This is a genomic window from Methylobacterium indicum (assembly GCF_017347565.1).
Classification (GTDB): domain Bacteria; phylum Pseudomonadota; class Alphaproteobacteria; order Rhizobiales; family Beijerinckiaceae; genus Methylobacterium; species Methylobacterium indicum.
On sequence record NZ_AP024145.1, the window covers coordinates 4,258,135 to 4,285,000 of the forward strand.

21 protein-coding genes (1 of these 21 cut by a window edge) are annotated in these 26,866 nt (G+C 69.1%); 7 read left to right on the forward strand and 14 right to left on the reverse strand.

What is annotated here, in order from left to right:
* Positions 1 to 34: 34 nt before the first annotated feature.
* On the forward strand, positions 35 to 2,014 hold the full coding sequence (locus miv_RS19845) for a potassium transporter Kup (RefSeq protein ID WP_207178430.1): 1,980 nt from the start codon (positions 35 to 37) through the stop codon (positions 2,012 to 2,014).
* A 21-nt stretch (positions 2,015 to 2,035) separates the two neighbouring features.
* On the opposite strand, the gene miv_RS19850 is transcribed toward miv_RS19845, so the two are convergent.
* The 3 genes from miv_RS19850 to miv_RS19860 are packed head-to-tail and all read right to left on the reverse strand — an operon-like array spanning position 2,036 to position 3,313.
* Entirely contained in the window at positions 2,036 to 2,419 is a 384-nt protein-coding gene (locus tag miv_RS19850) for a VOC family protein (RefSeq protein WP_207183565.1), read from the reverse strand.
* 5 nt (positions 2,420 to 2,424) lie between these two features.
* Positions 2,425 to 2,871 carry a bleomycin resistance protein gene (locus tag miv_RS19855; RefSeq protein ID WP_207178432.1) on the reverse strand — a complete coding sequence of 149 codons (447 nt, stop codon included), beginning with the start codon at positions 2,869 to 2,871 and terminating at the stop codon, positions 2,425 to 2,427.
* A gap of 4 nt (positions 2,872 to 2,875) precedes the next feature.
* Entirely contained in the window at positions 2,876 to 3,313 is a 438-nt protein-coding gene (locus tag miv_RS19860; RefSeq protein ID WP_207178434.1) for a bleomycin resistance protein, read from the reverse strand.
* Between the two features lie 138 nt (positions 3,314 to 3,451).
* Here miv_RS19860 and miv_RS19865 point away from each other — a divergent pair, with 138 nt between their 5' ends.
* From miv_RS19865 to miv_RS19875, 3 genes are all read left to right on the forward strand, one after another.
* Complete coding sequence (locus miv_RS19865; RefSeq protein ID WP_207178436.1) at positions 3,452 to 4,807, forward strand: NAD(P)H-dependent oxidoreductase; 1,356 nt, start codon at positions 3,452 to 3,454, stop codon at positions 4,805 to 4,807.
* Between the two features lie 186 nt (positions 4,808 to 4,993).
* Positions 4,994 to 6,328, forward strand: a complete 1,335-nt coding sequence (locus miv_RS19870) for an MFS transporter (protein ID WP_244748608.1) — start codon at positions 4,994 to 4,996, stop codon at positions 6,326 to 6,328.
* Positions 6,329 to 6,627: 299 nt separating this feature from the next.
* Positions 6,628 to 8,850 carry a hypothetical protein gene (locus tag miv_RS19875; protein WP_207178438.1) on the forward strand — a complete coding sequence of 741 codons (2,223 nt, stop codon included), beginning with the start codon at positions 6,628 to 6,630 and terminating at the stop codon, positions 8,848 to 8,850.
* A 351-nt stretch (positions 8,851 to 9,201) separates the two neighbouring features.
* Here the strand turns inward: miv_RS19875 and miv_RS19880 are convergent, their stop codons facing one another.
* Positions 9,202 to 9,606, reverse strand: coding sequence for a carboxymuconolactone decarboxylase family protein (locus miv_RS19880; RefSeq protein ID WP_058617300.1), 405 nt, complete (start codon positions 9,604 to 9,606; stop codon positions 9,202 to 9,204).
* Between the two features lie 58 nt (positions 9,607 to 9,664).
* On the reverse strand, positions 9,665 to 11,161 hold the full coding sequence (hydA, locus tag miv_RS19885; protein WP_207178440.1) for a dihydropyrimidinase: 1,497 nt from the start codon (positions 11,159 to 11,161) through the stop codon (positions 9,665 to 9,667).
* Positions 11,162 to 11,458: 297 nt separating this feature from the next.
* On the opposite strand from hydA, the gene miv_RS19890 reads away from it, so the two are divergent.
* On the forward strand, positions 11,459 to 12,442 hold the full coding sequence (locus miv_RS19890) for an MBL fold metallo-hydrolase (protein ID WP_207178442.1): 984 nt from the start codon (positions 11,459 to 11,461) through the stop codon (positions 12,440 to 12,442).
* A gap of 202 nt (positions 12,443 to 12,644) precedes the next feature.
* On the opposite strand, the gene miv_RS19895 is transcribed toward miv_RS19890, so the two are convergent.
* Genes miv_RS19895 through miv_RS19910 form a run of 4 tightly spaced genes read right to left on the reverse strand, consistent with a single transcriptional unit; the run spans position 12,645 to position 16,257 of the window.
* Positions 12,645 to 13,298, reverse strand: coding sequence for a class II aldolase/adducin family protein (locus miv_RS19895; RefSeq protein ID WP_058617297.1), 654 nt, complete (start codon positions 13,296 to 13,298; stop codon positions 12,645 to 12,647).
* Positions 13,291 to 14,622: an NTP/NDP exchange transporter gene (locus miv_RS19900; RefSeq protein WP_058617296.1), complete on the reverse strand. Its 1,332-nt coding sequence runs from the start codon at positions 14,620 to 14,622 to the stop codon at positions 13,291 to 13,293. The genes miv_RS19895 and miv_RS19900 overlap by 8 nt, the downstream gene beginning before the upstream one ends.
* On the reverse strand, positions 14,619 to 15,347 hold the full coding sequence (locus miv_RS19905; RefSeq protein WP_207178444.1) for an NADPH-dependent F420 reductase: 729 nt from the start codon (positions 15,345 to 15,347) through the stop codon (positions 14,619 to 14,621). The genes miv_RS19900 and miv_RS19905 overlap by 4 nt, the downstream gene beginning before the upstream one ends.
* Complete coding sequence (locus miv_RS19910; protein WP_207178446.1) at positions 15,337 to 16,257, reverse strand: aldo/keto reductase; 921 nt, start codon at positions 16,255 to 16,257, stop codon at positions 15,337 to 15,339. Before miv_RS19910 ends, miv_RS19905 begins: the two co-directional genes overlap by 11 nt.
* A gap of 322 nt (positions 16,258 to 16,579) precedes the next feature.
* On the opposite strand from miv_RS19910, the gene miv_RS19915 reads away from it, so the two are divergent.
* The gene (locus miv_RS19915; RefSeq protein ID WP_207178448.1) at positions 16,580 to 18,265 is read left to right on the forward strand and encodes a methyl-accepting chemotaxis protein; all 1,686 of its coding nucleotides are present in this window, start codon (positions 16,580 to 16,582) and stop codon (positions 18,263 to 18,265) included.
* Positions 18,266 to 18,291: 26 nt separating this feature from the next.
* Here the strand turns inward: miv_RS19915 and miv_RS19920 are convergent, their stop codons facing one another.
* Both miv_RS19920 and miv_RS19925 read right to left on the reverse strand, forming a co-directional pair.
* Positions 18,292 to 19,518: a cytochrome P450 gene (locus tag miv_RS19920; RefSeq protein ID WP_207178450.1), complete on the reverse strand. Its 1,227-nt coding sequence runs from the start codon at positions 19,516 to 19,518 to the stop codon at positions 18,292 to 18,294.
* 4 nt (positions 19,519 to 19,522) lie between these two features.
* On the reverse strand, positions 19,523 to 20,734 hold the full coding sequence (locus tag miv_RS19925) for an ABC transporter substrate-binding protein (RefSeq protein WP_058620176.1): 1,212 nt from the start codon (positions 20,732 to 20,734) through the stop codon (positions 19,523 to 19,525).
* Between the two features lie 377 nt (positions 20,735 to 21,111).
* Here miv_RS19925 and miv_RS19930 point away from each other — a divergent pair, with 377 nt between their 5' ends.
* Positions 21,112 to 23,478, forward strand: a complete 2,367-nt coding sequence (locus miv_RS19930) for an EAL domain-containing protein (protein ID WP_207178452.1) — start codon at positions 21,112 to 21,114, stop codon at positions 23,476 to 23,478.
* Between the two features lie 75 nt (positions 23,479 to 23,553).
* On the opposite strand, the gene miv_RS19935 is transcribed toward miv_RS19930, so the two are convergent.
* The 3 genes from miv_RS19935 to cysC all read right to left on the reverse strand — a co-directional run.
* The gene (locus miv_RS19935) at positions 23,554 to 24,309 is read right to left on the reverse strand and encodes a 2-keto-4-pentenoate hydratase (RefSeq protein WP_207178454.1); all 756 of its coding nucleotides are present in this window, start codon (positions 24,307 to 24,309) and stop codon (positions 23,554 to 23,556) included.
* Between the two features lie 10 nt (positions 24,310 to 24,319).
* Complete coding sequence (locus miv_RS19940; RefSeq protein ID WP_207178456.1) at positions 24,320 to 25,897, reverse strand: gamma-glutamyltransferase family protein; 1,578 nt, start codon at positions 25,895 to 25,897, stop codon at positions 24,320 to 24,322.
* Positions 25,898 to 26,237: 340 nt separating this feature from the next.
* Positions 26,238 to 26,866, reverse strand: partial view of an adenylyl-sulfate kinase gene (gene cysC, locus miv_RS33925; protein ID WP_425312927.1) — the 3' portion only. 280 nt of this gene lie beyond the right edge of the window; the window shows 629 of its 909 coding nt (coding positions 281-909); the start codon falls outside the window, past its right edge; it ends in the stop codon at positions 26,238 to 26,240.

The following is a 26,866-nucleotide window of genomic DNA, read 5'->3' on the forward strand; positions in this document are numbered from 1 at the left end:
GGACGGAGCCCCGCGGCGGGATCCGCGTTCCTGGATGCGGCAGCGGGCGGGATCTCACCCGGGCTTGCCGGGGGAGGCGCCCGTGGGTCAGCTCGGCACGGTGGACGAGGATACGTCGTCGAAGGCGGCGACGCGGGAGCCGGTCAAGCGCCTGAAGCCCGCCCTGATCCTCGGCGCCCTCGGCGTCGTCTACGGCGATATCGGCACGAGTCCCCTCTACGCCTTCAAGGAGGCGGTGAAGGCCGCCGGTCACGGCCAGGCCGAGCCGGCGGCGGTGATCGGCGCGGTGTCGCTGATCCTGTGGGCGCTCCTCGTCGTGGTGTCGCTCAAATACGCGGTGCTGATCCTGCGGGCCGACAACCACGGCGAGGGCGGCATCGTGGCGATGCTGGCGCTGCTCGGCGCCCGCCACGCCGAGCCGCGCAGCCGGGCCGGCCTCCTCCTCGTCGTCGGCCTCGTCGGCGCCGCGCTCCTCTACGGCGACGGGGCGATCACGCCGGCGATCTCGGTGCTCAGCGCCGTCGAGGGGCTGAAGGTCGAGGCACCGGGCCTCGCCCGCGCGGTGATGCCGATCACCCTCGTCATCCTGGTCGGGCTCTTCCTGATCCAGAGCAAGGGCGCGGCCTTCATCGGGCGGATCTTCGGGCCGGTGATGCTGGTGTGGTTCGCCGTCCTGGCACTGCTCGGCATCGGCGGCATCCTGCACGCGCCGCAGATCCTCGCCGCGCTCAATCCCCTGAAGGCGGTCGAGTTCCTGACCCATGCGGGCTGGCATGTCAGCTTCGCGATGCTCGGCGCGGCCTTCCTGGCGGTCACCGGCGGCGAGGCGATGTATGCCGATCTCGGCCATTTCGGCGCCCGGCCGATCCGGCTCGCCTGGTTCTGTCTGGTCCTGCCGGCCCTGGTGATCAACTACTTCGGGCAGGGCGCCGTGCTGCTCGCCGAGCCCAACGCGATCGAGAATCCGTTCTATCGCCTCAGCCCCGACTGGGCGCACTACCCCCTGATTGGGCTCGCGACCGTCGCCACCGTGATCGCCTCGCAGGCGATCATCTCGGGCGTGTTCTCGCTGACCCAGCAGGCGATCCAGCTCGGCTTCCTGCCCTTCATCCGCATCGTCCATACGGCGCGCGACGCACAGGGGCAGATCTACGTGCCGGCGGTGAACTGGCTGCTCGCCGCCGCGACCCTGAGCGCCGTCCTGATCTTCGAGACCTCGGACGCGCTCGCCGGCGCCTACGGCATCGCGGTCTCGCTGCTGATGGCGATCACCACCCTGCTCGCCGCCCTCATCGCCCGGCGGTGGGGCTTCAACCCGCTGCTGGTCTTCGCGGTCAACGGCGTGTTCCTGCTGATCGACCTCGTATTCCTGTCGGCCAACAGCGTGAAGATCTTCGAGGGCGGCTGGTATCCGCTCGTGCTCACCGCGATCGTCGCCGTGACGATGCTGACCTGGCTCCAGGGCACCCGGCTGATCGAGGCCCACCGGGTCGGCGCCCGCCAGGACGAGGGCGCGTTCGTGGCCGCCCTGCAGGCGCATCCGCCGATCCGCCTGCCCGGGGCCGGAGCGTTCCTGTCGGCGGCCACCAAGGGCATCCCGTTGCACATGACCCGGTTCCTGGAGCGCAGCCACGCCCTGCCGGCCCGCTGCACCATCGTCACCGCGCTCTACGAGGAGATGCCGGTGGTGCCGGCCACCGAGCGCGCCGAGGTGACCCGGATCACGCCCGACCTCTACCGCGTCACGCTCCGCTACGGCTTCATGGAGGATGCCTCGATCCCCGACGGCCTGGCCTGCGCGGTCGCCCATCGCGGGCTGCCAGCCGATTTCGTCGAGGACGTCACGGTCTTCGTCGGCCACGAGACGGTTATCCCGAAGCGCGACCACCGCGGCATGGCCGCGTGGCGCGAGACCCTGTTCGCCTTCATGATGCGCAACGGCGAGCGCACCGGCGCCTTCTTCTGCGTGCCGGCCCGGCAGGTGGTGGAGGTAGGGACCGAGATCGAGATTTGAGGATCGCCGGTGGGTGTGACCTCACGCGATGAGGTTGCTCACCTCGACCAAATTCTCGTCGGGATCGTAGAAGTAGACCGACAGGATCCGGCCGGTCGCGCCGGTCCGCTCGATCGGCCCGTCGACGATCGCGATGGCCTCACGCTCCAGATGCGCGACGACCTCGGCGAGCGGCGTGTCGGTCAGCAGGCAGAAATCCCCGGCGCCGCGGCTCGGGTGACGGGCCTGCGGATCGACGCTCGCGTGCAGTTGCTGGAGATTGATCTTCTGGGACCCGAAATGGAGCGCCCAGCGCTTGGGCGCAATCTCGCGCGCCTCGAGGCCGAGCGTGCGCCGGTAGAACGCCACCGTCGCGTCGATGTCGAGGACGACCAGCACGAAGTGGTCGAGGGCGCGGATGCGGATGGGCGTCATGGTGCCGTCGCGGCCACCGGCCGCTCCCCCAGTTTCGCGCCGAGGCGCAACAGGTAGCCGTCCGGATCCTGCACCAGGAACTGGCGCTGCCCAACCTCGATGGCGCCGGCCCGGTACCACGCATCCTCAACCGCCATGAACAGCGGCCAGGCGGCCGCGTCCAGCCGGCCCAGGATCGGCTCCACCGCCGCGACCTCGATCTGGAGGTTGATCCCACGGCCAAGCGGCCGATCCATCGGGCCGGTCAGCCAGTGCCGGGCGGATGGATTGTACTGGTCCAGCATCACCTGGGCCCCGTCGCAATCGAGATAGGCGAACCGGCTCTCCGGCCGGTCGTAGGCGATCCGGAAGCCGATCAGGTCGACCCAGAAGCGCAGGCTCGTGGCGAGATCGGCGACCACGAGTTCCGGGACCAGGGTCGCGCGCGTCAGCGTGTCCGTCATGCCGTCACCCCCGTGCGCTCAGCGGCCGCGATCCCAGGCTCGCGGCGGGACGCAGCAGGTACCCGTCCGGGTCCTGCACCAGGAACTGGCGCTGGCCCACCTCGACCTCGCCGGCCCGGTACCACTTGTCCTCGACCGCCATGAAGAGCGGCCAGCCCGCCGCCTCCAGCCGGGCCAGGATCGGCTCCACCGCCGGGACGCCGATCTCGAAGTTGATGCCGCGCCCGAGCGGCGCCTCCAGCGGGCCGGTGAGCCACTGTCGAGGCAAGGGGTGGCGCGTCTCCAGCATCACCTGCGCCCCGTCGAGGTCGAGATAGGCGAAACCGTCCTCCGGCCGGTCGTAGGCGATCCGGAAGCCGATCAGGTCGACCCAGAAATGCAGGCTTCGCGTCAGGTCGGCGATCAGGAGTTCCGGGGTCAGCCGCGCGAAGGTGAAGGCCATGTCCGTATCCCATCCCCGCCCGGCGATCCGCGCCGGTTGACCGCATGCTGCCGATCCGTGACGCTTGCCGCAACGGCGCCCGCGACGCGCGCCGGCAGGAAACGCGGTGGTGGCCGGTGGCCGCCCGGGGGAGGGGACATGAGCCTGTACCACACGCTCGCCGCGCGGGCGGAAGCCGGCCATCCGGTGCGGATCGGGGTGATCGGGGCCGGCAAGTTCGGCTCGATGTTCCTGTCGCAGGCGCCGCGCACCCCGGGATTGCACGTCGTCGGCATCGCCGATCTCGATCCGCAGCGGGCGCGGGCCGCGCTCGCCCGGGTCGGCTGGCCGGCGGAGCAATATGAGGCGAAGAGCGCCGCTGAGGCGATGCGCAACGGCACCACCTTTCTCACCGACGACGCGGAAGGCCTGATCGCGGCGGACGGGATCGAGGTGATCGTCGAGGCCACGGGCCATCCCGGCGCCGGCATCCGCCACGCGCTGGCCTGCTGCCGGCACAAGCGCCACATCGTGATGGTCAATGTCGAGGCCGATGCGCTGGCCGGCCCCCTCATCGCCCGCCGGGCGGCGGAGGCCGGCATCGTCTATTCCTTCGCCTATGGCGACCAGCCGGCGCTGATCGCCGAACTCGTCGACTGGGCCCGCACCGCAGGGTTTCGCGTGGTCTGCGCCGGCAAGGGCACCAAGTACCTGCCGGTCTACCACGCCTCGACCCCCGACACGGTCTGGGGCCATTACGGCTTCACCGAGGAGCAGGTGGCCGGCGGCGACTTCAACCGGCAGATGTTCAACTCCTTCCTCGACGGCACCAAGTCGGCGCTGGAGATGGCGGCGGTGGCCAATGCCTGCGACCTGACGCCCCCGCCCGGCGGCCTCGCCTTCCCGGCTTGCGGCGTCGACGACCTGCCGACCCTGCTGCGTCCGCGATCGGCCGGCGGCATCCTGCCGGTGGACGGCACCGTCGAGGTGGTGTCGTCGCTCGAGCGCGACGGCCGCCCGGTGTTTCGCGACCTGCGCTGGGGCGTCTACGTCACCTTCGAGGCACCCTCCGACTACGTCCGCAAGTGCTTTGCGGAGTACGGCCTGAAGACCGATCCGAGCGGCACCTACAGCGCGATGTACAAGCCCTACCACCTGATCGGGCTCGAACTCGGCCTGTCGGTCGCCAGCATCGCGGTCCGCGGTGAGGCGTCTGGCACGACACGGGGCTTCTCCGGCGACGTGGTGGCGACCGCCAAGCGCGACCTGAAGGCCGGCGAGCGCCTGGACGGGGAGGGCGGCTACACGGTCTACGGCCGGCTGATGCCGGCGCGGGATTCGCTCCGTGCCGGCGGCCTGCCGATCGGGCTTGCCCACGGTCTCACCCTCACCCGGCCCGTCGCCGCCGGTACGCCGGTGTCGTGGGATGACGTGTCGGTCCCGGCCGACGATCCGGCGATCCGGTTCCGGCGGGAGATGGAAGAGGTGTTTCGCGCGGAGGCGGGCAGGGCCTGATCGGGCCCCCCGCGTCATTCCGTGCAGGAATGGTGTCGTTCCGGAACGGTCTTGGACAGGGAGGCGCCGCGCCGCCAGGATCGCGGCCAAGACCGCAGGCGAACGGCCGGCCGGGGCGCCGCCCCGGCCGACGCCGCACCGGGGGGCTCCCGCGTGAGGCCTGCGAGACGGCCGGAGGAGCGACCCATGATGTCCACCACCCTGCGCGCGGATGCGCGGTCCGAAACCCCGCCCGCGGCGGTACTGGCCCCGCCGGACGAGGCGGCGCGCCGGCGCGGCGTCGTCGCCGCGGTGATCGGCAACACCCTCGAATTCTACGACTTCACCACCTACGCGTTCTTCGCCGTCACGATCGGCCGGACCTTCTTCCCGGCCGGGGACGCCTGGGTCAGCCTGCTCGCCTCGGTCGCCACCTTCGGCATCGGCTTCGTCACCCGGCCGATCGGCGGCGTGGTCATCGGCGCCTATGCCGACCGGGCCGGACGCAAGCCCGCCATGATGCTGACCATCGCCCTGATGGCGATCGGCATGCTGATGCTGGCGCTGACCCCCGGCTACGCCACGATCGGCCTGGCGGCCCCGGTCCTCGTGGTGATCGGGCGCCTGATCCAGGGTTTTGCGCTCGGCGGCGAGGTCGGTCCGTCCACCGCCTACCTCATCGAGAGCGCGCCTCCGGGCAGGCGCGGCCTCTATGCCAGCTGGCAGATCGCCAGTCAGGGCCTCGCGACGCTCTGCGCCGGCACCATCGGCGTGGTCCTGTCCCTGGGCTTGAGCGCCGATCAGATGCAGGCCTGGGGCTGGCGGATTCCGTTCCTTCTCGGCCTCCTCATCATCCCGGTCGGGATCTATATCCGCCGCGCCATGCCCGAGACCGCCGACGACGGCACTGGCCATGCCGAGGCCACCACCGGCGCGGTGCTCGCCCGGCTGCTGCGGGACCACGGCCGCACCCTGGCCCTGGTCGTGCCGATCCTGCTCTGCGGCACGGTCTCGACCTATGTCGGCAACTACATGACCACCTACGCGATCACCACGCTGAAGCTGCCGGCGGGCCTCTCCATCGCCGCGACGGCGGTGGTGGGTGCCTGCATCCTGGTCTTCTCGGTGCTGGCGGGCACCCTCTCGGACCGCTACGGCCGGCGCCGGGTGATGATCGTGCCGCGGATCCTGCTGCTGCTTGCCGCCTATCCGGCCTTCCTGCTGATGACCCGGGTGCCCGGCCCGGCGACGCTGCTCGGCATGTCGGCGCTGCTGGCGACCCTCAGCGCCATGAGCGCCGCGGCGAGCCTGGTGGCGATCCCCGAACTCCTGCCGCGCAGCGTGCGCAGCGCCGGCCTCTCGGTGGCCTACGCCTTCGTCGTCACGGTGTTCGGCGGCACGACGCAGCTGGTGGTGACCTGGCTCATCGGCATCACCGGCGATCCCCTCGCACCCGCCTGGTACGTCATCGCGACGAGCGTGGTGGGCGTCGCCGCGATGCTTGCCACGCCCGAGACGAAGGCGATGGCGCTCGCCGCGTAGGAGGGAGGGCGGCCCGGGGCCGCATTCGGCCCTTCGCGGCCATTCGGGATGTCACGCTCGTCTGTCGGAAAACAGGTGTTTTCCGTACATTAAGATGGACGGCCGGGCACACCGGGTGATCGCTTGTCGGTCGGCATCGTGTGGAGCCGTTGGCTTGGAGGAGGCGAAATTTAGTGCCTAGTGGCGAAGGGACGTTTAGAAACGTTTCCAGTCGCCCGGCAGGTCAGGAAAGAACTGGTGTGAGGAAGACCGCACCTCTTAAACCGATCCGACCTCGAGCCTCCGACACTAAACTGAAAATGCAACAGTTCGGCATTGAGCCTGACGAGCACGCTGAATTTAAAGAGGCAATGCTGTCAGCAGCACGCGCCGCTATTGAACAGTTTCCAGCTAACCTAAGTAAAATAAAAAGGGAATTTGAGAACACGTTTCCTGTCAGCGTTCTTACAACATTCTTTAATTATGGTATGCAAGCAAGTATAAGGTCGAACGGTGATCAGCATAAGTCCCTACCTGATATCTTGCAGCATCACGGTGAGCTCCTCCACGCCCTGGTGCTTACTTTGCCGATCGGCAAATGGGGCGATCAGCCCCCTACACCTGACGTTATGGACCGATTTTTTAAATTAGTGCCCCAGATATCCGATGCCTTCTTCATGCAGCGTGTTCTAGACGGTGAGGCTATCCAAGACGAAGAAGCGCAAGTCGTGCTCTCTCTTCAGGAGCGCATCCGCTTTCACACACACGGGGTCCGAAACTGGGGTTACTTCGATGACGTTGTGGTGCTATCGCGCGATCTATACGCCTCGCTAGATCAGAGACTCTCTCCCCATCATGGGTTTGGCACCTCTGATATGATCGATATTCTCTTGGCGATTACCGCTGAGTTCGAACGCCGAAACGATCAGCACTGGGACACCCTTCGCAAAGTCCTTCGCGGCCGCACTGTGCGCAAAATGGTAGATCTCTACTACAAGCACGTTCCAGGCCTAGAAGGAAGCGGGGACGAGATGTTGGATATATTGCCAAAATCTGTTACCCGTGAAAAGATGATCGGCTTGCTTATGTCACATCTCGATATCAGGTTACTCGACGTTGCGACCTTTACGGTTGCTGAGGTTGCGGCGCTCACAAAGAAGCCGGAAGCGGCCACTCAAGCCCTCCTCGACGCCCTAGCGTTCGAACCGGGCTCCCTCGAAAATCAAAAGCCGGAGCACCTGTTCCTCGATAATCCCGTGTGGGATCACCCGGCCATTCGAATGGGTGACCGGTTTGTATTGCCGCTCCCGCACATGGCCTTCAGCCATATCCACCGGCTGATGGATCGCCTAATCGTCGAAGCGGGGCTGCAGAAGCAGCTAAAGGATCGCCGAGCAGTCTATTTGGAGCAGAAACTCGAGGCTGTGTTCCGCTCGGCGCTCCCTGGAGCAGAAATAAAGCCAAATATTAAGTGGAAGAGAAACGGCCAGCAGTTCGAGAATGACTTGATTGTAATTTTTGATCACGTTGTGATCATCGCCGAAGCCAAGTCGCACCGCCTTACACCTTCGGGGCTCCGCGGAGGCAAAGAACGAGTGAAGCGGCACCTCGACGAGATGGTGCTCGAGCCTTCCGTCCAGTCATTGCGGCTTGAGGCGCTCATAATGGCAGCTCGTCGCGGTGACGCGGCAGCCATTACCACTCTAACTGACATTGGCATCGACCCGGGCATGGCAAAACGGGTGGTTCGGCTTTCGGTCACCCTGGACGACTTTTCAGTGCTAAGTGCTTCCGAGCCAGACTTCAAGAAGGTAGGATGGGTACCACAAGATCATGCGCTCGCGCCGAGTATTCTTATCTCGGATCTCCAATGTGTTATTGACATTCTCGACAATCCAATTTTATTACTACACTATCTCACGGAGCGCGCATATTTGCAAAAATCTATTAATATGCTCGGAGACGAACTAGATTTCTTAGGTTTATATTTAATAACAGGCTTCAATATAACAGCCCTGCGCGACAAATTCTCAAATTTCTCCCTCGCCGGCATGTCTGCTCCGATTGATCGCTACTATCTAGGGCGAGCAGCTGGGCTAAACGTGCCCAAGCCGAAAATGGAACTCCGCCCTTTGTGGCGAGACATCATCGACGGACTTTTCCAGTCTAGCCCCCCCGGCTGGACGCTCGTTGGGATGCAACTGCTTTCGAGCGCTGATCCGGCCGAGCAGCGGGCAGTGGAGCGGAACCTTCACAAGCTGCGCGCCAATGTGCGGAAGCAATACAGTGATCCGAAACACATCAGCACCGTCGTCATCCGCCCGCCTGAGCCGCGGAAGGGCGCCGTCATGTTCTACGTGTTTCCGGAGCAGTTGCGCGGCACTCAGCGAACCGTCATGCACCAACTCGCGGAAGAGTTAATGGAGGCTGATAATCTAAGTTCATGTGTGATATTCTCTCGATCAACGGAGAAGTGGGGCCGGCCGTACGAAACCGTGTTGCTGCTGGAGCATAATGCGTCGCCACAAGCGACACCGGCCTAAACACGACGTCTTTGCTGATCTCTTATCGAGACTCTTCAGTATCTACTTCCGGCGCGAAGCGGTCGTTGAAAAATCGATACCAGACTGGCGGCTTCCTACCCCATGCCGTCCTTCCACGCGTAACGCCTGGCTACACGGCAAACATGTGCTTGACGGCGGTGTGCCGGCCAGCCGGCCACCTGACCGATCTCCGCCGTGGAAGGCGCACGACAAACCCTGTCGGATCGATGCCGTAGACGGAAACCGGGATTGGACGGTTTTCCGCACAGGCCGGTCGGGGCCATGCGGGCGTCGACCATCGGTCTCCGCCCTCTGAAGCCGCTCACACGGTCGCGCCAACCATGGTTCGCCCTACACCTCGAACTCCCGGTCCACCGGCACCTGCATGCCGGTGACGAGCGCGTTCGTCGTGTTCGCCATCCCGATCACCGCCAGCAATTCGCCGTGCTGCGCCTCGGTCATGCCCTTGGCGCGCGCCGCGGCGGTGTGGGAGTGGATGCAGTAGCTGCACCCGTTGGCGGTCGAGACCGCGATGTAGATCAGCTCCTTGGTCAGCGGGTCGAGGGCCCCGTCGGCGGCCATCACCTGCTTCAGATCGGCCCAGGTGCGCTCCAGCACCGTCGGCTGGTTGGCGAGCGCGCGCCAGAAATTGTTGATGAAATCCGAGCGGCGCGAAGCCCGGATGTCGTCGAACACCGCCTTGACGCGGGGATGGCCTTCCGCCTCCGCGTCGCTCCACAGTCTCACGGTCGCCATGCCGGTTCTCCCGAGGAAACCGGCATGGTCGGACAGGGCGTGTCTCGCGTCCAGGGCGTCAGCGCCGGGCCGCCGCGTCGAACCCGTCCGGCACCCGGCCCGACGGTGTGGCGAGCGCGTAGGGGCCGCGGGCGAGGAACCGGCCCGAGCCGGGTTCCGCCAGCACCTGGCCCTCGCGCACCGCGATCTCGCCGCGCCGGATCGTCATCGTGGGCAGGCCCTTGAGGCGCATCCCCTCCCACGGCGTGTAGTCGATGGCGTGGTGCAGGTCCGTGTTGGTCAGGACCCGCTCGGCATCGGGGTTCCACAGCACGAGGTCGGCATCGGCGCCCGGCGCCAGGGTGCCTTTCCGACCGGCCAGCCCGAACAGCCGGGCGGCGTTGGTCGAGGTCAGGCGCACGAAGGTCGGCAGGTCGATGCGCCCGGCCGAGACGCCTTCGGAGAACAGCACCGGCAGCCGGGTCTCGATCCCCGGCACGCCGTTCGGGATCGCGTTGAAGGCCGGCATCCCGTCGGGTCGCGCCTTGGCCCCTCCCTGGCCGTAGCCGCTGCTGCCGGGATCGCGCTTGGCGGTGGCGAAGGAGAAGCCGCAATGATCGGAGGAGACCACGTCGAGGGTGCCCTCGCGGATGCGGGCCCAGATCCGTTCCGATTCGCCGGGGGCCCGGAGGGCCGGCGAGCACACCACCTTGGCGCCCTCGAAATCGGGCTTTGCCAGGTCGTCGGTCGAAAGGGTCAGGTATTGCGGGCAGGTCTCGCCCCAGACCTTGATGCCCCGCGCCCGCGCTCGGGCGATCTCGTCCGCCGCCTCGTCGCAGGAGACGTGGAAGACCTGGATCGGCTGGTCGACGAGTTCGGCGAGCGCGATCGCCCGGTGCGTCGCCTCGCGCTCGACCACCGGCGGGCGGGCCCAGGCGTGCTGGAGCGGGTCGGTGAGACCGTCCTCGAGCAGGGCGCGGATGCGCCAGCCGATGGCGTCGTAGTTCTCGCAATGCACCGTCACGAAGGCGCCCAGCCGGCGCGCGGTCGCCAGCACCTCCAGGAACTGCCCGTCGGTGAGGCGCAAGGGATCGTAGGTCAGGAAGACCTTGAGGCTGCGGATGCCGCGGGCGACCAGGGCCGGCACCTCGCGCTCCAGCACGTCGGGCGTCGGGTCGGTGATGATCTGGTGGAAGCTGTAATCGGCCCGCGAGGCCCGGGCGCGGGCCTCGTAGCCCGCCGCGGTCGCGGCGATCGGGTGACCCTTCCATTGCGGCACGAAGCAGATGAACGAGGTGGTGCCGCCGGCGAGCGCTGCGGCCGAGCCGCTGGCAAAGCTCTCCTCCTGCACGCCGCCGCCCTCGGAGGGTTCTTCGATGTGGCAATGCGGGTCGAGGCCGCCCGGGGTGACGATGTGGCCCCGGGCGTCGATCTCCTCCGCCCCGCGCCGGAGGTTCCGGCCGACCGCCGCGATCACCCCGTCGCGCACCCCGAGATCGGCCTCGAACACTTCTGCCGGGCCGGCGAGCGTCCCGCCGCGGACCACCAGGTCGTAGTCGAAATCGTGGCTCGGCATCGCGGCTCCTCCGTGGTTGCCAGGGGTGTAGGAAGTGCCTCGAAACGCTGTCAATTCCGGGGCCGGGGAGGATCGGGCCGGTTGCCGTCCGGTTGGGCAGGGGGCCCGTATTTCGGGCGGCGCTGCCGCGTCCATGCCCGCGCGGGCGGCACTTGACCCAACGTCCAGTTTGACAACCCATCCGGGCCGACGGACAAAGATCGGCCCGCAGAGGTTCCGGCCGCGCTCGCGTCGGGGGACGTCCCGTTTCGAGCGCGCGCAACAAGGCGCCCGCGGATGAAACGTGGAGGAGCCCCGATGACGATTCGGTTGGACAACCCCAGCCGGCGCGGCCTGATGCTCGGCGCCGCGGCCACCGCGGTGACGGCCGGGCTGCCCGGTGCGGCGAGCGCCAAGGCGCCGCTGCTGCGCAGCCAGAGTCCGTATTTTTACCGCTTCACCCTCGGCGACGCCGAGGCCACCATGGTCTCCGACGGCACCCTGCCGCTCGGCGACCCCCATGCCAACTTCCTCGGCCTCACCCCGGCCGAGATGGACGCGCAGCTGACCAGCAACTTCCTGCCGCTGTCGAACGCGGTGCTGGAGCAGAACATCCTGATCCTCAATACCGGCAGCAAGCTGGTGCTGTTCGATACCGGGATGGGATCGCTCAAGCTGTTCGGGCCGACCACCGGCAAGCTGCTGACCACGATGCGCCAGGCCGGCATCGACCCGAAGGACATCGACGCCGTGGTGATGAGCCACGCCCATGTCGACCATTGCGGCGGGTGCGTCGGCGACGACGGCACGCCGCACTTCCCCAACGCCCAGTACTACATCTCGCAGGCCGATTTCGATTACTGGACCGACCCCGCCAAGGTGCCGGCCTCGTTCAGCGCCTTCCTCGACACGGCCCGCAAGAACCTGCTGCCGGTCCGTGATCGCCTCGTCTTCGTCAAGGACGGCCAGGAATTCCTGCCCGGCATCCAGGCGATCGCGGCGCCCGGCCACAGCATCGGCCATACGATGTTCATGATCACCTCGGGCAAGGACAGCCTCTGCTACCTCGGCGACCTGACGCACCACCCGGTGCTGCTGATGGAGAAGCCGCTCACCGAGTTCGCCTACGACACCGACCCGAAGCAATCGGCCCAGACCCGGCTCAAGATGCTGACCATGCTGGCCAAGAACCGCATCCCGGTGCTCGCCTACCACTTCGCCTGGCCGGGCATCGGCCACGTCGCGGAGAACGGGCAGGGTGGGTTCCGGTACTATCCGCAGGCGATGAAGATGGATCTGTAGGGCTGAGGTCAGATATTGCTGACCTCACTATCACACTGCGTCATCCCGGGTCTCGTCGAAGACGAGAACCGGGATCCATAACCGCTGACGGTGCAGGACGAGGCGGAACGCGATCCGGTTCATTCTTGCGCCTCGGCGGTTATGGATCCCGGGTTCCGCTCCGCGGCCCCGGGATGACGTTCAGGGGAGGGTTCGGAACGCCTCACCCCGCCTTCGGCCGCGGCCCGTAGGACTTGAACCGCTCCATCGCCTCCGCCACCTCGGCCTCGCTCAGGATGTGCGGCCGGCCGACCTGAAGCGCCACGGCGTATTGCCGGCACAGGGTTTCCAGTTCCACGGCGAGCCACAGGGCCTTGGCCAGCGTTGGCCCGGTGGCGATCATGCCGTGATTGGCGAGCAGGCAGCAGGTGCGGTCCTCCAGGGCCTCCAGAGCCCGCTGCGACAGCTCCTCGGTGCCGAACAGGGCGTAGCCGCCGCAGCGCACGGTGGGGCCCCCGGCGGCGGCGATCATGTAATGGGCCGCCGGGATGTCCTTGCGGCACATCGCGAAGGCGGTGCAGTAGGTCGGGTGGGCGTGAACGATCGCCTGGACGTCGGGGCGGGCCCGCAGGATGTCGCGGTGGAAGCGCCATTCGGAGGAGGGCGCGAGGGCATGGTCGGCCCGGCCGTCCATCGTCATCGGCACGATGTCGTCGGGCGTCATCTCCTCGTAGGGCAGGCCCGACGGGGTGATGAGCAGGCCGTCGCCGAACCGTACCGAGACGTTGCCGGCGGTGCCCTGGTTCAGGCCCTGGTCGGCCATGCTGCGGCAGGTCGCGACGATGCCGGCACGCAAGCTCGCTTCGGTCTCAGCCATTCCCCGTCTCCTGCGGCTCCCTCCCATCAGCCATAGAATCTTGCCGGCGCCCGAGCCAGAGGCCGTTGACGAGCCAGGCGAGGGACAGGGGCACCGCCACGACCGAGAGCGCGGTGGCGCTCAGGCCGAGCCAGGCCACGAGGGTATAGGACCAGGCGCCGACCTGGTCGCCGAGGCGGTAGACCACCGTGTCGATGAAGGCCTTCGCCTTGTAGCGGTCCTCCCGCGGCAGCACCGTGAACAGAACCTCGCGCACCGGCCGGGCGATGGCGAAGTTGCCGGCCCGGCGCAGCACCCCGAACACCACCACGCTGGCGATGGTGGGCGCCACCGCGAGGAGCCCGAAGCCGAGCGCGCTGACGAGCGGCAGGATCGCGAGCGTGAGCCCGACGCCGAGCCGCTTCACGATGCGCCCGGTGAGGAAGAGCTGGATGCCGAGCGTCAGCACGTTCACCGCGAGGTCGACGCTGGCGAAGAACGCCGTCTGCGCGCCGCGATCCGGGAAGCTGCGCTTTGCGATGCCGGCCTGCTCGAAGTAGAGGAAGGTCGAGGTGATCGAGAACAGGAGCAGGAACAGGCAGATGCCGAGCAGGTAGGGCGAGGCGAGGACCCGGCTGATGCCGGCGAACGGGCTGCCGCCGATGGCTTGCGTCGCCGCCCCCGGTTCGCGCGAGAGCGCGTCGGAGATCCGCGACAGGCCCCGCATGCTGATGACCGCCACTTCGAGGAGCGCGGCGGCAGCCAGCAGCAGGAAGGGGATGGGAACGTCGCGCGCCAGCACCGCGGTGACGGCCGAGCCCGTGATGGCCCCGAGGGTGGCGCCCGCCGCGATGAAGCCGAACAGCCGCTTGCCCTGCTCGGTGTCGAACACGTCGACGATCGTCGCCCAGAAGATCGAGACCACGAACAGGTTGAAGATCGACAGCCAGACGAAGAACACCCGGCCGATCCACACCGCCTCCTCGGGCCCGCTGCGATACAGCACCACCGCGAAGACCAGGATGTTGGCGGCAAAGAAGCGGTAGGTGATCGGGATGAAGCGGGAGCGCGGCAGCTTGCGCACCAGCCAGCCGAACGGCACGTTCAGCACCAGCATGCCGACGAGGGTCGCGGTGAACAGCCAGGGCAGATTCTCGAGCCCGCCGGCCAGCCCCATCTGGTCGCGGATCGGCCGCATCACGTAGTAGGACGAGAGCAGGGCGAAGATGTAGAGCCAGGCCCAGCCGAGGGCCGGCACCTCCTCCGGCCGCACGTCGGTGAGGCGCCGGAGCCAGGCCGGCACCTTGAGGCCGGCCTGCGCCGCCTGCGCGGTATCAGGCGTCATTCGGCGATCCCGAAGGCCTTGCGCGCCTCGGGCCCGGTGGCGTCCCGCTGGAAGCCCGGGCTGCCCATCTGGAATTTTTTGGCCGCGTCGAGGCCGCCGACCACCACCGGCTCGAAGCCGGCATCGCGCACGAGGGTCGACGCAACGCTCAGCGCCTGCTTGTCGTCGCCCGCGATCGGCACCGCCATCGGCGCGCCGCTGCGATGGGCGTTCTGGGCGAAGAGCCGGTAGTTCGCGGCGTTGAAGGCCCGCACCAGCCGGGCGCCCGGAAGATACTTGGCCGAGGTGGCGCCGATGCCGGCGCTCTCGGCCTCCGCCGCCAGCTCGCCGTCTCGGGCCTTGGTGGCATTGCCGGCATCCAGCACGACCTTGCCCTTCAGGGCCGCGCCATAGGTCTTGCCCAGCTCCGGATAGGCCTTGTACGGCACCGCGATCAGCACCGCGTCGCCGAAGGCGAAGGCCTGCTCGACGGTGCCGGCCTTGGCGAGCGGCCCGAGCTTTTCCACCAGCGGCTTCAGGTCCTCCGGATGGCGAGAGGCGAACATCACCGGATGGCCGGCCTTGACCCACAGGCCGCCGATGGTCCCGCCGATATTGCCGCCGCCGATCACCGCGATCGGGGTCTTGGCGTCTTGGGTCTTGGCCTCCTGCGCGAGAGCGGGGGTAGCCGTCGACACCAGGGCGAGCGCCCCGGCGAGCAGCAGCGTGCGGCGATCACAGGCCATCGATGAACTCCTCCATCTTGCGGCGTTGGGCGGCGTCCGGCAGGCGACCGCGGGCGGCGCCGAGATTGTCCTCGGCGTAGCGGACCTGCGCTGTGCCCGGCACCGGGCAGGTCACCGCCTCGTGCGACAGGACGTATTTGAGAAAGAATTGCGGCCAGGTCTTGCAGTCGAACTCGGCGGCGAAGGGCGGCAGGTCGCGGCCGCGGACCAGGGTGAACAGCCGCTCGCGCCCGAACGGCACGTTGACCATGACGGCGATGCCGCGCTCCTTCGCCAAGGGCAGGATGCGCTCGGCCGCCTTGCGGGCATCGACCGCGTAATTGACCTGGATCACGTCGAGTCTTTCGGCCTTCATCAGCGCTTCGAGGTCGCCGTACTGCCCCTCGGCCCAGGTCGTGGCGCCGAGATAGCGGATGCGCTTCTTGTCCTTGAGTTCGCGCAGGAGCGGCAGCTGCGCCTGCGGGTCGATCAGGTTGTGGATTGCGATCAGGTCGATCCGGTCGGTGCCCAGCCGGCGGAAGGACTGCGCGATCTGCGCCTCTCCCGCCTCGCGCCCCCGTGCGGCCACCTTGCTGCACAGGAAGACCTTTTCGCGAAGTCCGGTCTCCTTGAGGATCCGGCCCAGCACCTCCTCGGCCCGGCCGTAATCGGGCGCGGTGTCGATCACCGTGCCGCCGAGGCTCGCGAACTTCGCCACCGTCTCGCGCAGCGGCGCGACCGCGTCCGATTCCGGCGCCACGTCGTAGCGCCGCGAGGTGCCGATGCCGATCGCCGGCACCGTCTCGCCGCTGGACGGGATCGGGCGGCGGATCAACCCGGATTCGTCCGCCAGGAGCTGGCCGGGGAAGAGGCCGGCCGCCACGGCGCCTGCAACGGAGCCGGCCAGCATGGCGCGGCGGTGGAGCATCATGCGGCGTCTCCTCTGTCGACTCGACCCGTTCGAGCTAGGGCGTCGCCGGCTGCGCGCCATGCCTGCCCCGGACACGACCGCTTGAGGTCAACCGGCAACCGCGTCCCACGGCGGTATCCCGCCCGTGCCGGCCCCGCCGACGCGGAGAGAGGAGCCTGATACTTGTATTATCAACCTGTGATTGACTTAACGTGTCATCATAACTGTTCCATTTATTCATAATAACTGTTGTCGATAAGTATACAGCCTGTTGTTAATCTCGCTCGCCACGTGTGGGCTTGCGTCATCCGGCGCAACTGATCCGCCCCCGCGAGACCCCCCGATGCGCGTGCTCAACAACCTGACGATCTTCCCGAAGCTGGTCCTGGCCTTCGGCAGCCTGGTCGTGATCACCCTCACGGTGAGCGCGGTGGGCTACGGCAGCCTGCGCTCGATCGAGGATCGGATCGGCTGGACCGACCACACCCAGAAGGTCCTCCACAGCGTCTCCGGCATCATCGCGGCGATGGTCGACCAGGAAACCGGCGTGCGCGGCTACCTGATCTCGGCCGACCCGCGATTCCTCGCACCCTATCGCGAGGGACGGACGGCCTACCGGGCGGCCTTCGACGAGGCCAAGCGCCTCACCGCCGACAACCCGGCGCAGCAGGCTCGCCTCGACGACCTCGACCGCAGCGCGGCGGCCTGGATGCGCGACGTCGCCGAGACGGAGATCGCCCTGATGGCCGAACCGGGCACGCGCGAGCGGGCCCGCGCCCTCCAGTCGGGCGGGTCCGGCAAGGCGATGATGGATGCCCTGCGGGCCAAGGCCGCGGAGATCCGGGCGGTCGAGACCGGCTTGATGGCGAGCCGCACCAAGGAGCAGGCGGCCACCTTCGGCCTCGCCTTCGCGATGAACCTGATCGGCATCGCGGCGAGCCTCGGCGTCGCCACCGTGATGGCACTGATGGTGTCGCGCACCCTGGTCTCGCCGCTGCGGACGGTCACCGGGGTGATGGGGCGGCTCGCCGAGGGCGACAGGACGGTCGTGGTCGCGGGGATCGAGCGGGGCGACGAGGTCGGGGCCATGGCGCGGGCGGTTGAGGTGTTCAAGCGCAACGCCGTCGAGGCCGAGCGGGCCGCCGCCGCCAAGGCGGTCGAGGACGAGGCGCGGATGCGCCGCGCCCGGGCCCTCGACGACATGGCGCGGGACTTCGAGCACACGGTCTCGGGGTTGACCACGGGCCTTGCCGGCGCCGCCACCGAGATGGAGGCGACCGCCCGCGCCATGACCGGGGTGGCCGAGGAGACGACCCGGCAGACCGTCACGGTGGCGGGCGCCGCCTCGCAGACCTCCGCCAACGTGCAGACGGTCGCGGCGGCGAGCGAGGAGATGACGGCCTCGATCCAGGAGATCGTGCAGCAGGTGACCCAGTCGTCCCGCCTCGCCGCCCGGGCGGTGGAGGATGCGGCGCGCACCAACGCCGCGGTCCAGCGCCTCGCCGGGACGGCGGAACGGATCGGCGATTTCGTCGCCACCGTGTCGAGCATCGCCGGCCAGACCAATCTGCTGGCGCTGAACGCCACCATCGAGGCGGCGCGGGCGGGCGACGCCGGCCGCGGCTTCGCCGTGGTGGCGGCGGAGGTGAAGGATCTCGCCGGCCAAACCGGCAAGGCGACGGACGAGATCGGCGCCCGGATTGGCGAGATCCAGGGGGCGACCCGCGAGGCGGTGGTCGATATGCGCCAGATCGGCAAGCTGATCGAGGACATGTCGAGCTACGCCGCCAGCGTCGCGGCGGCGATGGAGCAGCAGGCCAGTGCCGTGCAGGAGATCACCCGCAACGTGCAGCAGGCAGCGCGCGGCACCGAGGAGGTCACCGGCAACATCGTGGGCGTGCGCGACGGCGCGGGCCAGACCAGCGCCGCGGCGTCCCAGGTGCTCGGCGCGGCCCAGGACCTGGCGCGCCAGTCGGAGCGGCTGACCCACGAGGTCGCGACCTTCCTCGCCCGGGTCAAGGCCGCCTGAGCGCGGCTCGTCGTCGGCCCCGGCTTTCAGCCGAGCCGGGCCGGCAGCCGCAGGAAGCCCCGGAAGCGCACCCTCTGCGAACGCTCCGGCACTCCGTCGAGGCGGTAATCCGGAAAGCGCGCGAGGAAGCGACCGAGCGCGATCCGGCCCTCGAGCCGCGCCACCGCCATGCCGACGCATTGATGAATGCCGCTGGCGAAGGCGAGGTGGCGGTTGGGGTCGCGGGCGACGTCGAACCGATCGGGGTCGGGGAACTGCGCCGGGTCGCGGTTGGCGGCACCGATGCCGAGCGTGATCTGGGTGCCGGCCGGATAGTCCCGGCCGTCGATGGCGAAGGGCGTGGCGGCGACGCGGTTGCCGAGCTGGTTCGAGCTCTCGAAGCGCAGGATCTCTTCCACGCCCTTTCGCATCAGGTCCGGCTCGGCGAGGAGCCGCGCCCGCGCCCCGGGCTGCTCGGCGAGGAGATGGAGCCCGTTGCCGATCAGGTTGGTGGTGGTCTCGTGGCCGGCATTCAGGATGAAGATGCAGTTCTGCAAAAGCTCGTCCGGCGACAGCCGCTCGCCGCCGACCTCCCCCTGGATGAGCCGGGTGAGGATGTCCTTGTCCGGGTCGCCCGGGTGCCGGCGCCGGTCGGCGACGAGGCGTTCGAGATAGGCCAGGAACGCGGTCACCGCCCGGTTGCCGGCGCCCTCGATCTCCGGCGTGAGCACCGGTTCGAGGGCGCCGAGGATCGCCAGCGACCAGTCCCGCAGGGGCCCGCGCTCGTCCCGCGGCACGCCGAGCAGGTTGCCGATCACCTCGACGGGGATCGCGGCGGCGAAATCCTCGATCAGGTCGATCCGGCCCCGCACCTCGGCCGCGTCGAGGAGAGTGTCCACCAGGGCGACGATGCCGGGCTCCATCGCGGCGACCGCCCGGGGCGTCAGCGCGCCCGCGATGATGCGCCGGACCCGGGTGTGGCGCGGCGGATCGTTGAAGACGAGGCTCGTGGTGTGGTGCCGGTAGAGCGGGGAGGGCACCTCCCCAGTCGTGAATTTGGCCCCGAACTCGACGGTCTTGTCCGAGCTGAAGGTCGCGGCGTCCTTGTAGACCCGCTCCAGGTCGGCGTAGCGCGTGAGCAGGATCTGCCCGTCACCGAATTCGTGGACCGGGGCGTGCGCGCGGAGCGCGGCGTAGAACGGGTAGGGGTTCGCGATGAACCCCTCCGGCAGGCGCCGCAGATCGAAGCCTTCGGCGAGGGCGGCATCACCCATCGTTCTACCCGCGCTCCTTCGGGGCGCAGGCCGGGTTCATCGGCAGGAAGGCCTCCCCCTGCGGGATGGTGCGCAAAACCTCGTAGAGGTCCCACGGGCCCTTCGAGGCTGCGGGATCCTTCGCCCGGTACAAAACGGGATCGTAGAGGAGGCGCCCGTCGGCCCGCAAGGACGCGGGGTGGTCGAAGAACGCCACCGGCAGGGACCGCATGGCAGCGTTCGCGGCCACCGCCTCGTCGGTGCCGGCCTTGTCGATCGCCTTCAGGTAGTGGGTCACGGCGGCATAGATCAGCGCCTGGTTCTTCGTCGGCATCGCGCCGGTGCGCTCCTGGAAGCGCTTGGCGAAGGCCCGGGCGGCGTCGTTCTGGTCCCAGTAGAAGGCCGACGAGAAGGTCAGGCCGCGCGCCACCGGCAGGCCGAGGCCCTTGATGTCGGTGACGTAGACGAGGAAGCCCGTCAGCGTCTGGCGCCCGCCGGTCAGGCCGAACTCGTCGGCCTGCTTGACCGCCTTGGTGAAGTCGTCGCCCACGCTGGCGAAGGCCACCACGTCCGCCCCCGAGCTCTGCGCCTGGAGCAGGAAGGACGAGTAGTCGGCGGTGTTGATCGGGTGGCGCGAGGTGCCCACCACCTTGCCGCCGAGCGATTCGACAACGGTGGTGGCCTCCTTCTGCAAGGCATGGCCGAAGGCGTGGTCGACGGTGATGAAGTACCAGGACTTGCCGCCGCGCTCGAACACCGCCCGCGCCGTGCCGGCGGTGAGCGCGTGGGTGTCGTCGGTCCAGTGCGAGCTGACCGGGGAGCAGGTCTTGGCGGTGAGGTCGGAGGTCGCCGCCGCGGTGATCATCACCGTGCGGTTCTTCTCCTTGGCCACCGCCTGGACGGCGAGCGCGATCGCCGTCACCGGCAGGTCGACGATGGCGTCGACCTTGTCGACGTCGTACCAGCGCCGGGCGAGGCTCGAGGCGACGTCCGGCTTGTTCTGGTGGTCGGCCGAGACGATCTCGACCGGCTTGCCCCGCACCGTCCCGCCGAAATCCTTGGCCGCCATCTCGGCCGCCGCCACCGAGCCGCGCCCGCCGCTATCGGCGTAGGGCCCCGAGAGGTCGGTGAGCACCCCGATCCGCACCACGTCGTCGGAGATCTGCGCCGCGGCCGGTCCCGCGAGCGCCGCCAGCATCAGGGCGGCCGCGCACAGGCCTGTGGTGAAACGGATCATCGTGGGCTCCTCCCGGGCGCCCGCGTCGTTCCCGCGCGTGGTCGCCCTCTTGTCGTCGCTTCAGCCTTCACAGCCGATCCGCGCTCGGCTGGCAAGGGGGATTGGCGAGGGGGGGCTTGCAAGGCGGACTTGCAAGGCGGATTTGCATGAGAGAGATCCGATCGGCGCCGCAACCCCGTGGTGCCGGTCCCGCACCGTCGTTCCTGTCTCTGCGGCAACACGTGCAGTGTTCGACAGTGAAAGACGGCGTCAATCAGGTCATGCAACGGTGACGTCCGATGGAGCGCAGGGCCCCGTCGGAGCCGGTTCGGGCGGGGCCCGGGCTGTATCGGGCACCGGGACGGACGGTGCCGCGCGGAGAATCCGGGGTCGACAGCATGCAGAAGCCCAAGCCGAGCATCGGCCTCCTCGCCGACCTGCTCGACGGCCTCGACATCGGCCTGTGCGCCTTCGATGCCGACGACCGCGTCGTAGGCTGGAACGAGACCTTTCTGTATCTCTTTCCCGAGCATGACGGCTTCGTCCATCTCGGCGAGCATTACGGCGAGAACCTGCGGCGCTTCTACCGCAACCGCCTGACCTCGGACGAAGTCCGCTACGTCGACGAGTACGTCGCCAGCGGGATCGCCCGCCACCAGGCCCAGAGCCGGCCGTTCGAGTTCGAGCATCGCGGATCCTGGCTGCGCGTCGCCGCTCACACCATCCCGGGGCTGGGCCGGGTCCGGCTGTGGCGCCGCATCACCCAGGAGGCACCCGGCGCCCGCCCGGCCGAGGACGGCGGTACGCCGGACGGGATCGCGGCGGCGAATGCCGACGGGCGCATCGTCTCGGCCAACCGGCAGTTCGGCCAGCTCTACGGCGTGGCCCCGGGCGAGGTGGTGGGCCTGACCCTGGAGGCGGTGGTGGCACTCGCCTGGCAGGGCACCTACGGCGACGCGCCGCCCCAGCTCCTGGCGCATGTCCGCGAGGCGCAGCTCTTCGCGGGCGCGCCGTTCGAGGTGCCGCTGCCCGGCGAGCGCTGGATCCGGGTGATCGAGCACGCCCGCGAGGACGGGCGGACCAGTGCGCATTTCGACATCACGACGCTGAAGCGCGAGCAGGCGACGCTCCGGGCCGCCGAGGCCGAGGCGCGCCGCAGCGCGAGCCACCTGCGCGGCATCATCGAGCGGATGCCCGCCGGCATGCTGGTGGTCGATGCCGCCGGCACCCTGATCGAGGCCAACCGCGCCTTCCGACAGGCCGTCGGCCGCGAGGCCGCCGATCTCGTCGGCCGGCCGCTCGCCGTCCTCGGCCTGGCCGAGGAAGCCGGGCTCCTCGACCGGCTCCTGACGGGGGCGGGCGAGGCCGGTGAGCCGGCGATCTGCGAGATGCGCTTTCCGCGCGCCGACGGCGGCACGATGTGGGCCCAGGTCTCGGCGGTGCGCCTCCACCTGCCGCCCGATTCCGCCTCGATCCTGCTCCAGGTCGAGGACATCACCGCCCGGCGCGAGGCGGAGCGGCGGATCATCCACATGGCGGGTCACGACGCGCTCACCGACCTGCCGAACCGGACCCTGTTCCGCGCACGGCTCGACGCGCGGCTCGGCGGCGGAGCCCCCTGCGCGATCCTGTGGCTCGACCTCGACCGATTCAAGGTGGTCAACGACACCCTGGGTCACGCCGCCGGCGACACCCTCCTGTGCGAGGTCGGACGCCGCATGAGCGCGGTCCTGCGCCCCGGGGACACCCTGGCACGGCTCGGCGGCGACGAGTTCGCCGTGCTCCTCTCCGGGGGCGACCCCGTCGTGGCGACGCAGGCCGCGTCCCGCCTCGTCGAGGCGATGCAGGCGCCGATCCGGGTCGCCGACCGGCCGATGCATGTCGGAGTCAGCATCGGCGTGGTGCTCGCCCCCGGCCACGGCGAGGACGCCGATACCCTGATGGCCCGGGCCGACCGGGCCCTCTACAGCGCCAAGGCCGCCGGCCGCAGCACCTTCCGGCTCTACGATCCGGCGATGGACGAAGCGGCGGCCGAACGGCGCGGCCTCGAACTCGACCTGCGCCTCGGCCTCGATCGCGGCGAGTTCGTGCTGCACTACCAGCCGATCGTCACCACGGCCGAGCGGCGCACCGTCTGCCGCGAGGCCCTGGTGCGCTGGCATCACCCGACCCGCGGCCTCGTGTCGCCCGGGGCCTTCATCCCCCTCGCCGAGGAGACCGGCCTGATCGAGCGCCTCGGCGCCTGGATCCTGCGCCAGGCCTGCCGCGACGCGGCGACCTGGACCGACGGCGCCCGCGTCGCCGTCAACGTCTCGGCCGCCCAGGTCCGGCACGGCCCCTTGATCGCCGCGATCCAGGCCGCCTTGCACGAGTCGGGCCTCGGTTCCGACCGGCTCGAGATCGAGATCACCGAGAGCATGCTCGTCGACGGCGAGGCCGTCGACCTGCTCCTCGCGCTGCGCCGGCTCGGCTTGCGGATCGCGCTCGACGATTTCGGCACCGGCTACTCGTCCCTGAGCTACCTGCGCCGCTTCCCCTTCGACGCGATCAAGATCGACCGCTCCTTCATCGCCGACATCGCCAATCCCGACACCGCCGCGATCGTGCGCGCGGTGGTCGGCATCGCCGTCCAACTCGGGGCGACGGTCACCGCCGAGGGCGTCGAGACCGAGGACCAGCTCGCGGCGGCCCGGCGGGAGGGGTGCACGGAGATGCAGGGCTACCTGTTCGGGCGGCCGGCGCCTTTGGAGGCGGCGGCCGCCTGACGAGGCGCACCGTCGAGGAGCGTACGATGGTCCCAGGTCGGCGGCTCCATGATCGGAACGGTCACCCTGGGACGCTCACGCGATCGCCAGCGCCACGCTCCCCAGCCCCGGAAACTCCGCCACGATCCGCGTCGGCGCGGTCACGAAATCCGTGCCGGTGCACGAGCCGGTGGTGACGACCTGGCCCGCCTTGATCCCGCCGAGGGAGCGGGCCCCCTCGTTGGCGAGCCAGACCAGCAGCCGCACCGGATCGACCGCCGAGTTGCCGCCGATGTGATCGTGCAGGACGCTCCCGTCAATCGTGAGCCGCACCGGCTGGGTCATCGGGGCGAGGCTGCGCCAGTCCGTCAGGCCCGGGCCGATCACCAGGACGCCGTGGTTCTGCTGGTCGGCGCGCTGGCTGTGGGCATCCACCGCGCCGAAGACCGTGAAGCGGGTATCGGCGATTTCGATCGCCGGATGCATCGTGGCGACCGCCGCCAGCACCGCCTCCCGGTCGTAGGGGCCGGCTTCCGGCGGCAGGTCGCGGCCGAACCGGTAGGCGATCTCGGCCTCCGCCCCGATGACGTGGAACAGCGAGGCCGGCAGCTCGTCCGTCTCGACGAAGATCGTGTCGGCGTGGAGGAACGCCCGGGCCGGCGTGGCGGTGGGGCCGGGTGCCCCCACCTTCCAGCCGGCCACCGGCCCGAGGGTTTTCGCAATGGCGTCCTGCACCGCGTAGGCCTCCGCCTCGCTGCCGGGCCGCACTCCCTCCGGCAGCGCGTCGAGGCGCGTCCCCGTGCGGCGGGCGTCCACGAGGGCGCGAGCCGCGGCGTCGATGTCGATGGGCATGGGGCCCTCCTCAATAACCGAGCGCGCTGCCGTCCTTGCGCGGGTCCGAGCCCGCGGCGAGCACCCCGCGTTCCCGGTCGATCCAGATGATCTGGCCGCCGCCGATCGGGCCGGAGGCCGGGATGGTGCGGTGGCCGCGCGCTTCGAGCCCGGACACGACGCCCTCCGCGAAACCCGGCTCCATCTCGATCCCGCCGCCATAGGCGAAGCTGCGGGGGGCATCGAGCGCCTCCTGCACGTCGAGGCCGCGGTCGATGATGCCGGTCAGCAGTTCCACGTGGCCCATCGCCTGGTAATGCCCGCCCATCACGCCGAACGGCGCCACCGTCTCGCCGTCCCGCATCAGCATGCCCGGGATGATGGTGTGCATCGGGCGCTTGCGTGGGCCGATCGTGTTCGGGTGGCCCGGATCGATGCGGAAGGACAGGCCGCGATTGTGCAGCAAAACCCCGCTCTCCGGCGCGGTGATGCCGCTCCCGAAGCCCTGGAAGATCGAGTTGATCAGCGCGAGCGCGTTGCCGTCCCGGTCGACCACGCTGAGATAGACCGTGTCCTTGTGCAGGAGTTCCGGCCAGATCACCGGCTCCTGGGCGCGCGCCATGTCGATCGCGCCGTGGGCACTCGCCCGCCAGGCCTCGGAGAGCAGATGCTCCACCGGCACCCGGTTGAGGACCGGATCGGCGAAGAGCGCGTCGCGGTGGTGATAGGCCTGCTTGCAGGCTTCCGCGAAGAGATGGACCCGGTCGAGCTCGGACAACGCCGCGATGTCGTAATGCGACAGCACGTTGAGCATCATCAGCACGGCGAGGCCCTGGCCGCTCGGCGGACACTCGTAGACGTCGTAGCCGCGGTAGCGCGTCGTCACCGGCGTGACGATTTCGGGCGCGGCCTCGGCGAAGTCGTCGAGGGTGTGCAGGCCCCCCAGCGCGCGCAGGCGGGTCACGATATCCTCGGCGACCGCTCCCTCGTAGAAACCGCGCGGGCCCTCGGCCGCGATGCGCTTGAGCGTGGCGGCGAGCTTCGGGTGGCGCATGATCGTGCCGACGCTCGGCGCCCGGCCCTCGATCAGGTAGGTCGCGGCCGAGGCCGGATCGCCGGCGACGCGCTCGACGCTGCGCGACCAGTCGAGAGCGACGCGAGGCTGCACCGGATAGCCGTCCTCAGCGTAGCGGATCGCCGGCTGCAGCACCTCGCCGAGGCTCCGGGTGCCATGATCCCGAAGGAGCTTCCCCCAGGCGGCGACCGCTCCCGGCACCGTGACGGCGTGAGGCGAGGTCGGCTCGAGGGCGATGCCCCGCTCCAGGTACCAGGCATCGTGCGCCGCCGCCGGGCTGCGGCCCGAGCCGTTGAGCGCGATCGGCGCCTTGGCGCCCTTCGGCGCGTAGAGGGCGAAGCAATCGCCCCCGATCCCGGTCATCAGCGGATCGACCACGCATTGCACCGCCACCGCGGCGATGCCGGCATCGACCGCGTTGCCGCCCGAGCGCAGCACCTCGATCGCCGCGAGGGTCGAGAGCGGATGGGACGTCGCCACGGCGGCGTTGGCGGCATAGACGGGCGAACGCCCGGGCCTCGAGAAATCCCTCACCGAACGGTTCCTTCCTGGTTCGCTTCTCTGTCTTGCGCACGGACCCGCCGTATCGGCGGGCCGGGATGGCGGCACGGGACCGGACCGCGGCGTCGGCCCGGCCGCGACGAATGGCCGTCCGGGACGGGCAATCCGGGACCAGGCGCGTCCGTCGCGCATCGCTGCGTTCGATGCGGTGATCCCGAACCCGTCGCGGGTCAAGCAGGCTCTGACACGTCATCCGCCGATCCACTACCGGTCAGGCGCGCAGGCCTGTCGAGCTAGCACCATCCATGCCAGGACGATGGTCCCTGCGACATGACGCGAGCCGGAGGGCCCTGCGTCCCGGACCGGTTCCGTGCTATGGGGCTGTCGGCGCGGGACCGGCTCGGGAGAGTCGGAAGCGCCCCGGCGGCGACCGGTCCGCCGCATCGAGACGAGGTTCCAGGGTTACGCCATGCAGGCTGAGATCCCCATGCGCCGCGTGACGGCGATCCGCTGCTACCCCTCCGGCGAGCGCGACGATCCCGATCAGCGGGTGCTCAACGTGCTCGAATGCGGCCACGTCGTCAGCTTCGAGGGCGCGAACGCGGTTTCGGCCCTCCTCGCCAAGCGCCAACTCTGCCTCAAATGCGCGGAGGAGGCCAAGGCCGAGGAATCGTCTCCCGCCGTCTGAATTCCCCGGCATGAGGCCCGGGCGGTCGTCCTCGCGAGCCCGACCGGAGCTTCCCCTGCTCGCAGGGTTTTGCGGATCAGGCGCCGGAGGCGATGACCCTCCGACGCGGCAACTCATCGAGAACCTGACCCACGAGGGTCTCGACGTCATGCACGGTCGTCCGGAGGTGCAGGTCGGGCGAGTCCGGCGCCTCGTAGGGCGGGAAATTTTGATGAAGTTTGGGATCTGCCCGGCGAAGGCGCGGGCATAGAGCCCCTTGGGATCGCGTCTGCGGCATTCCTCGATCGGCGCGTCGACGACGATGTCCAGGATCT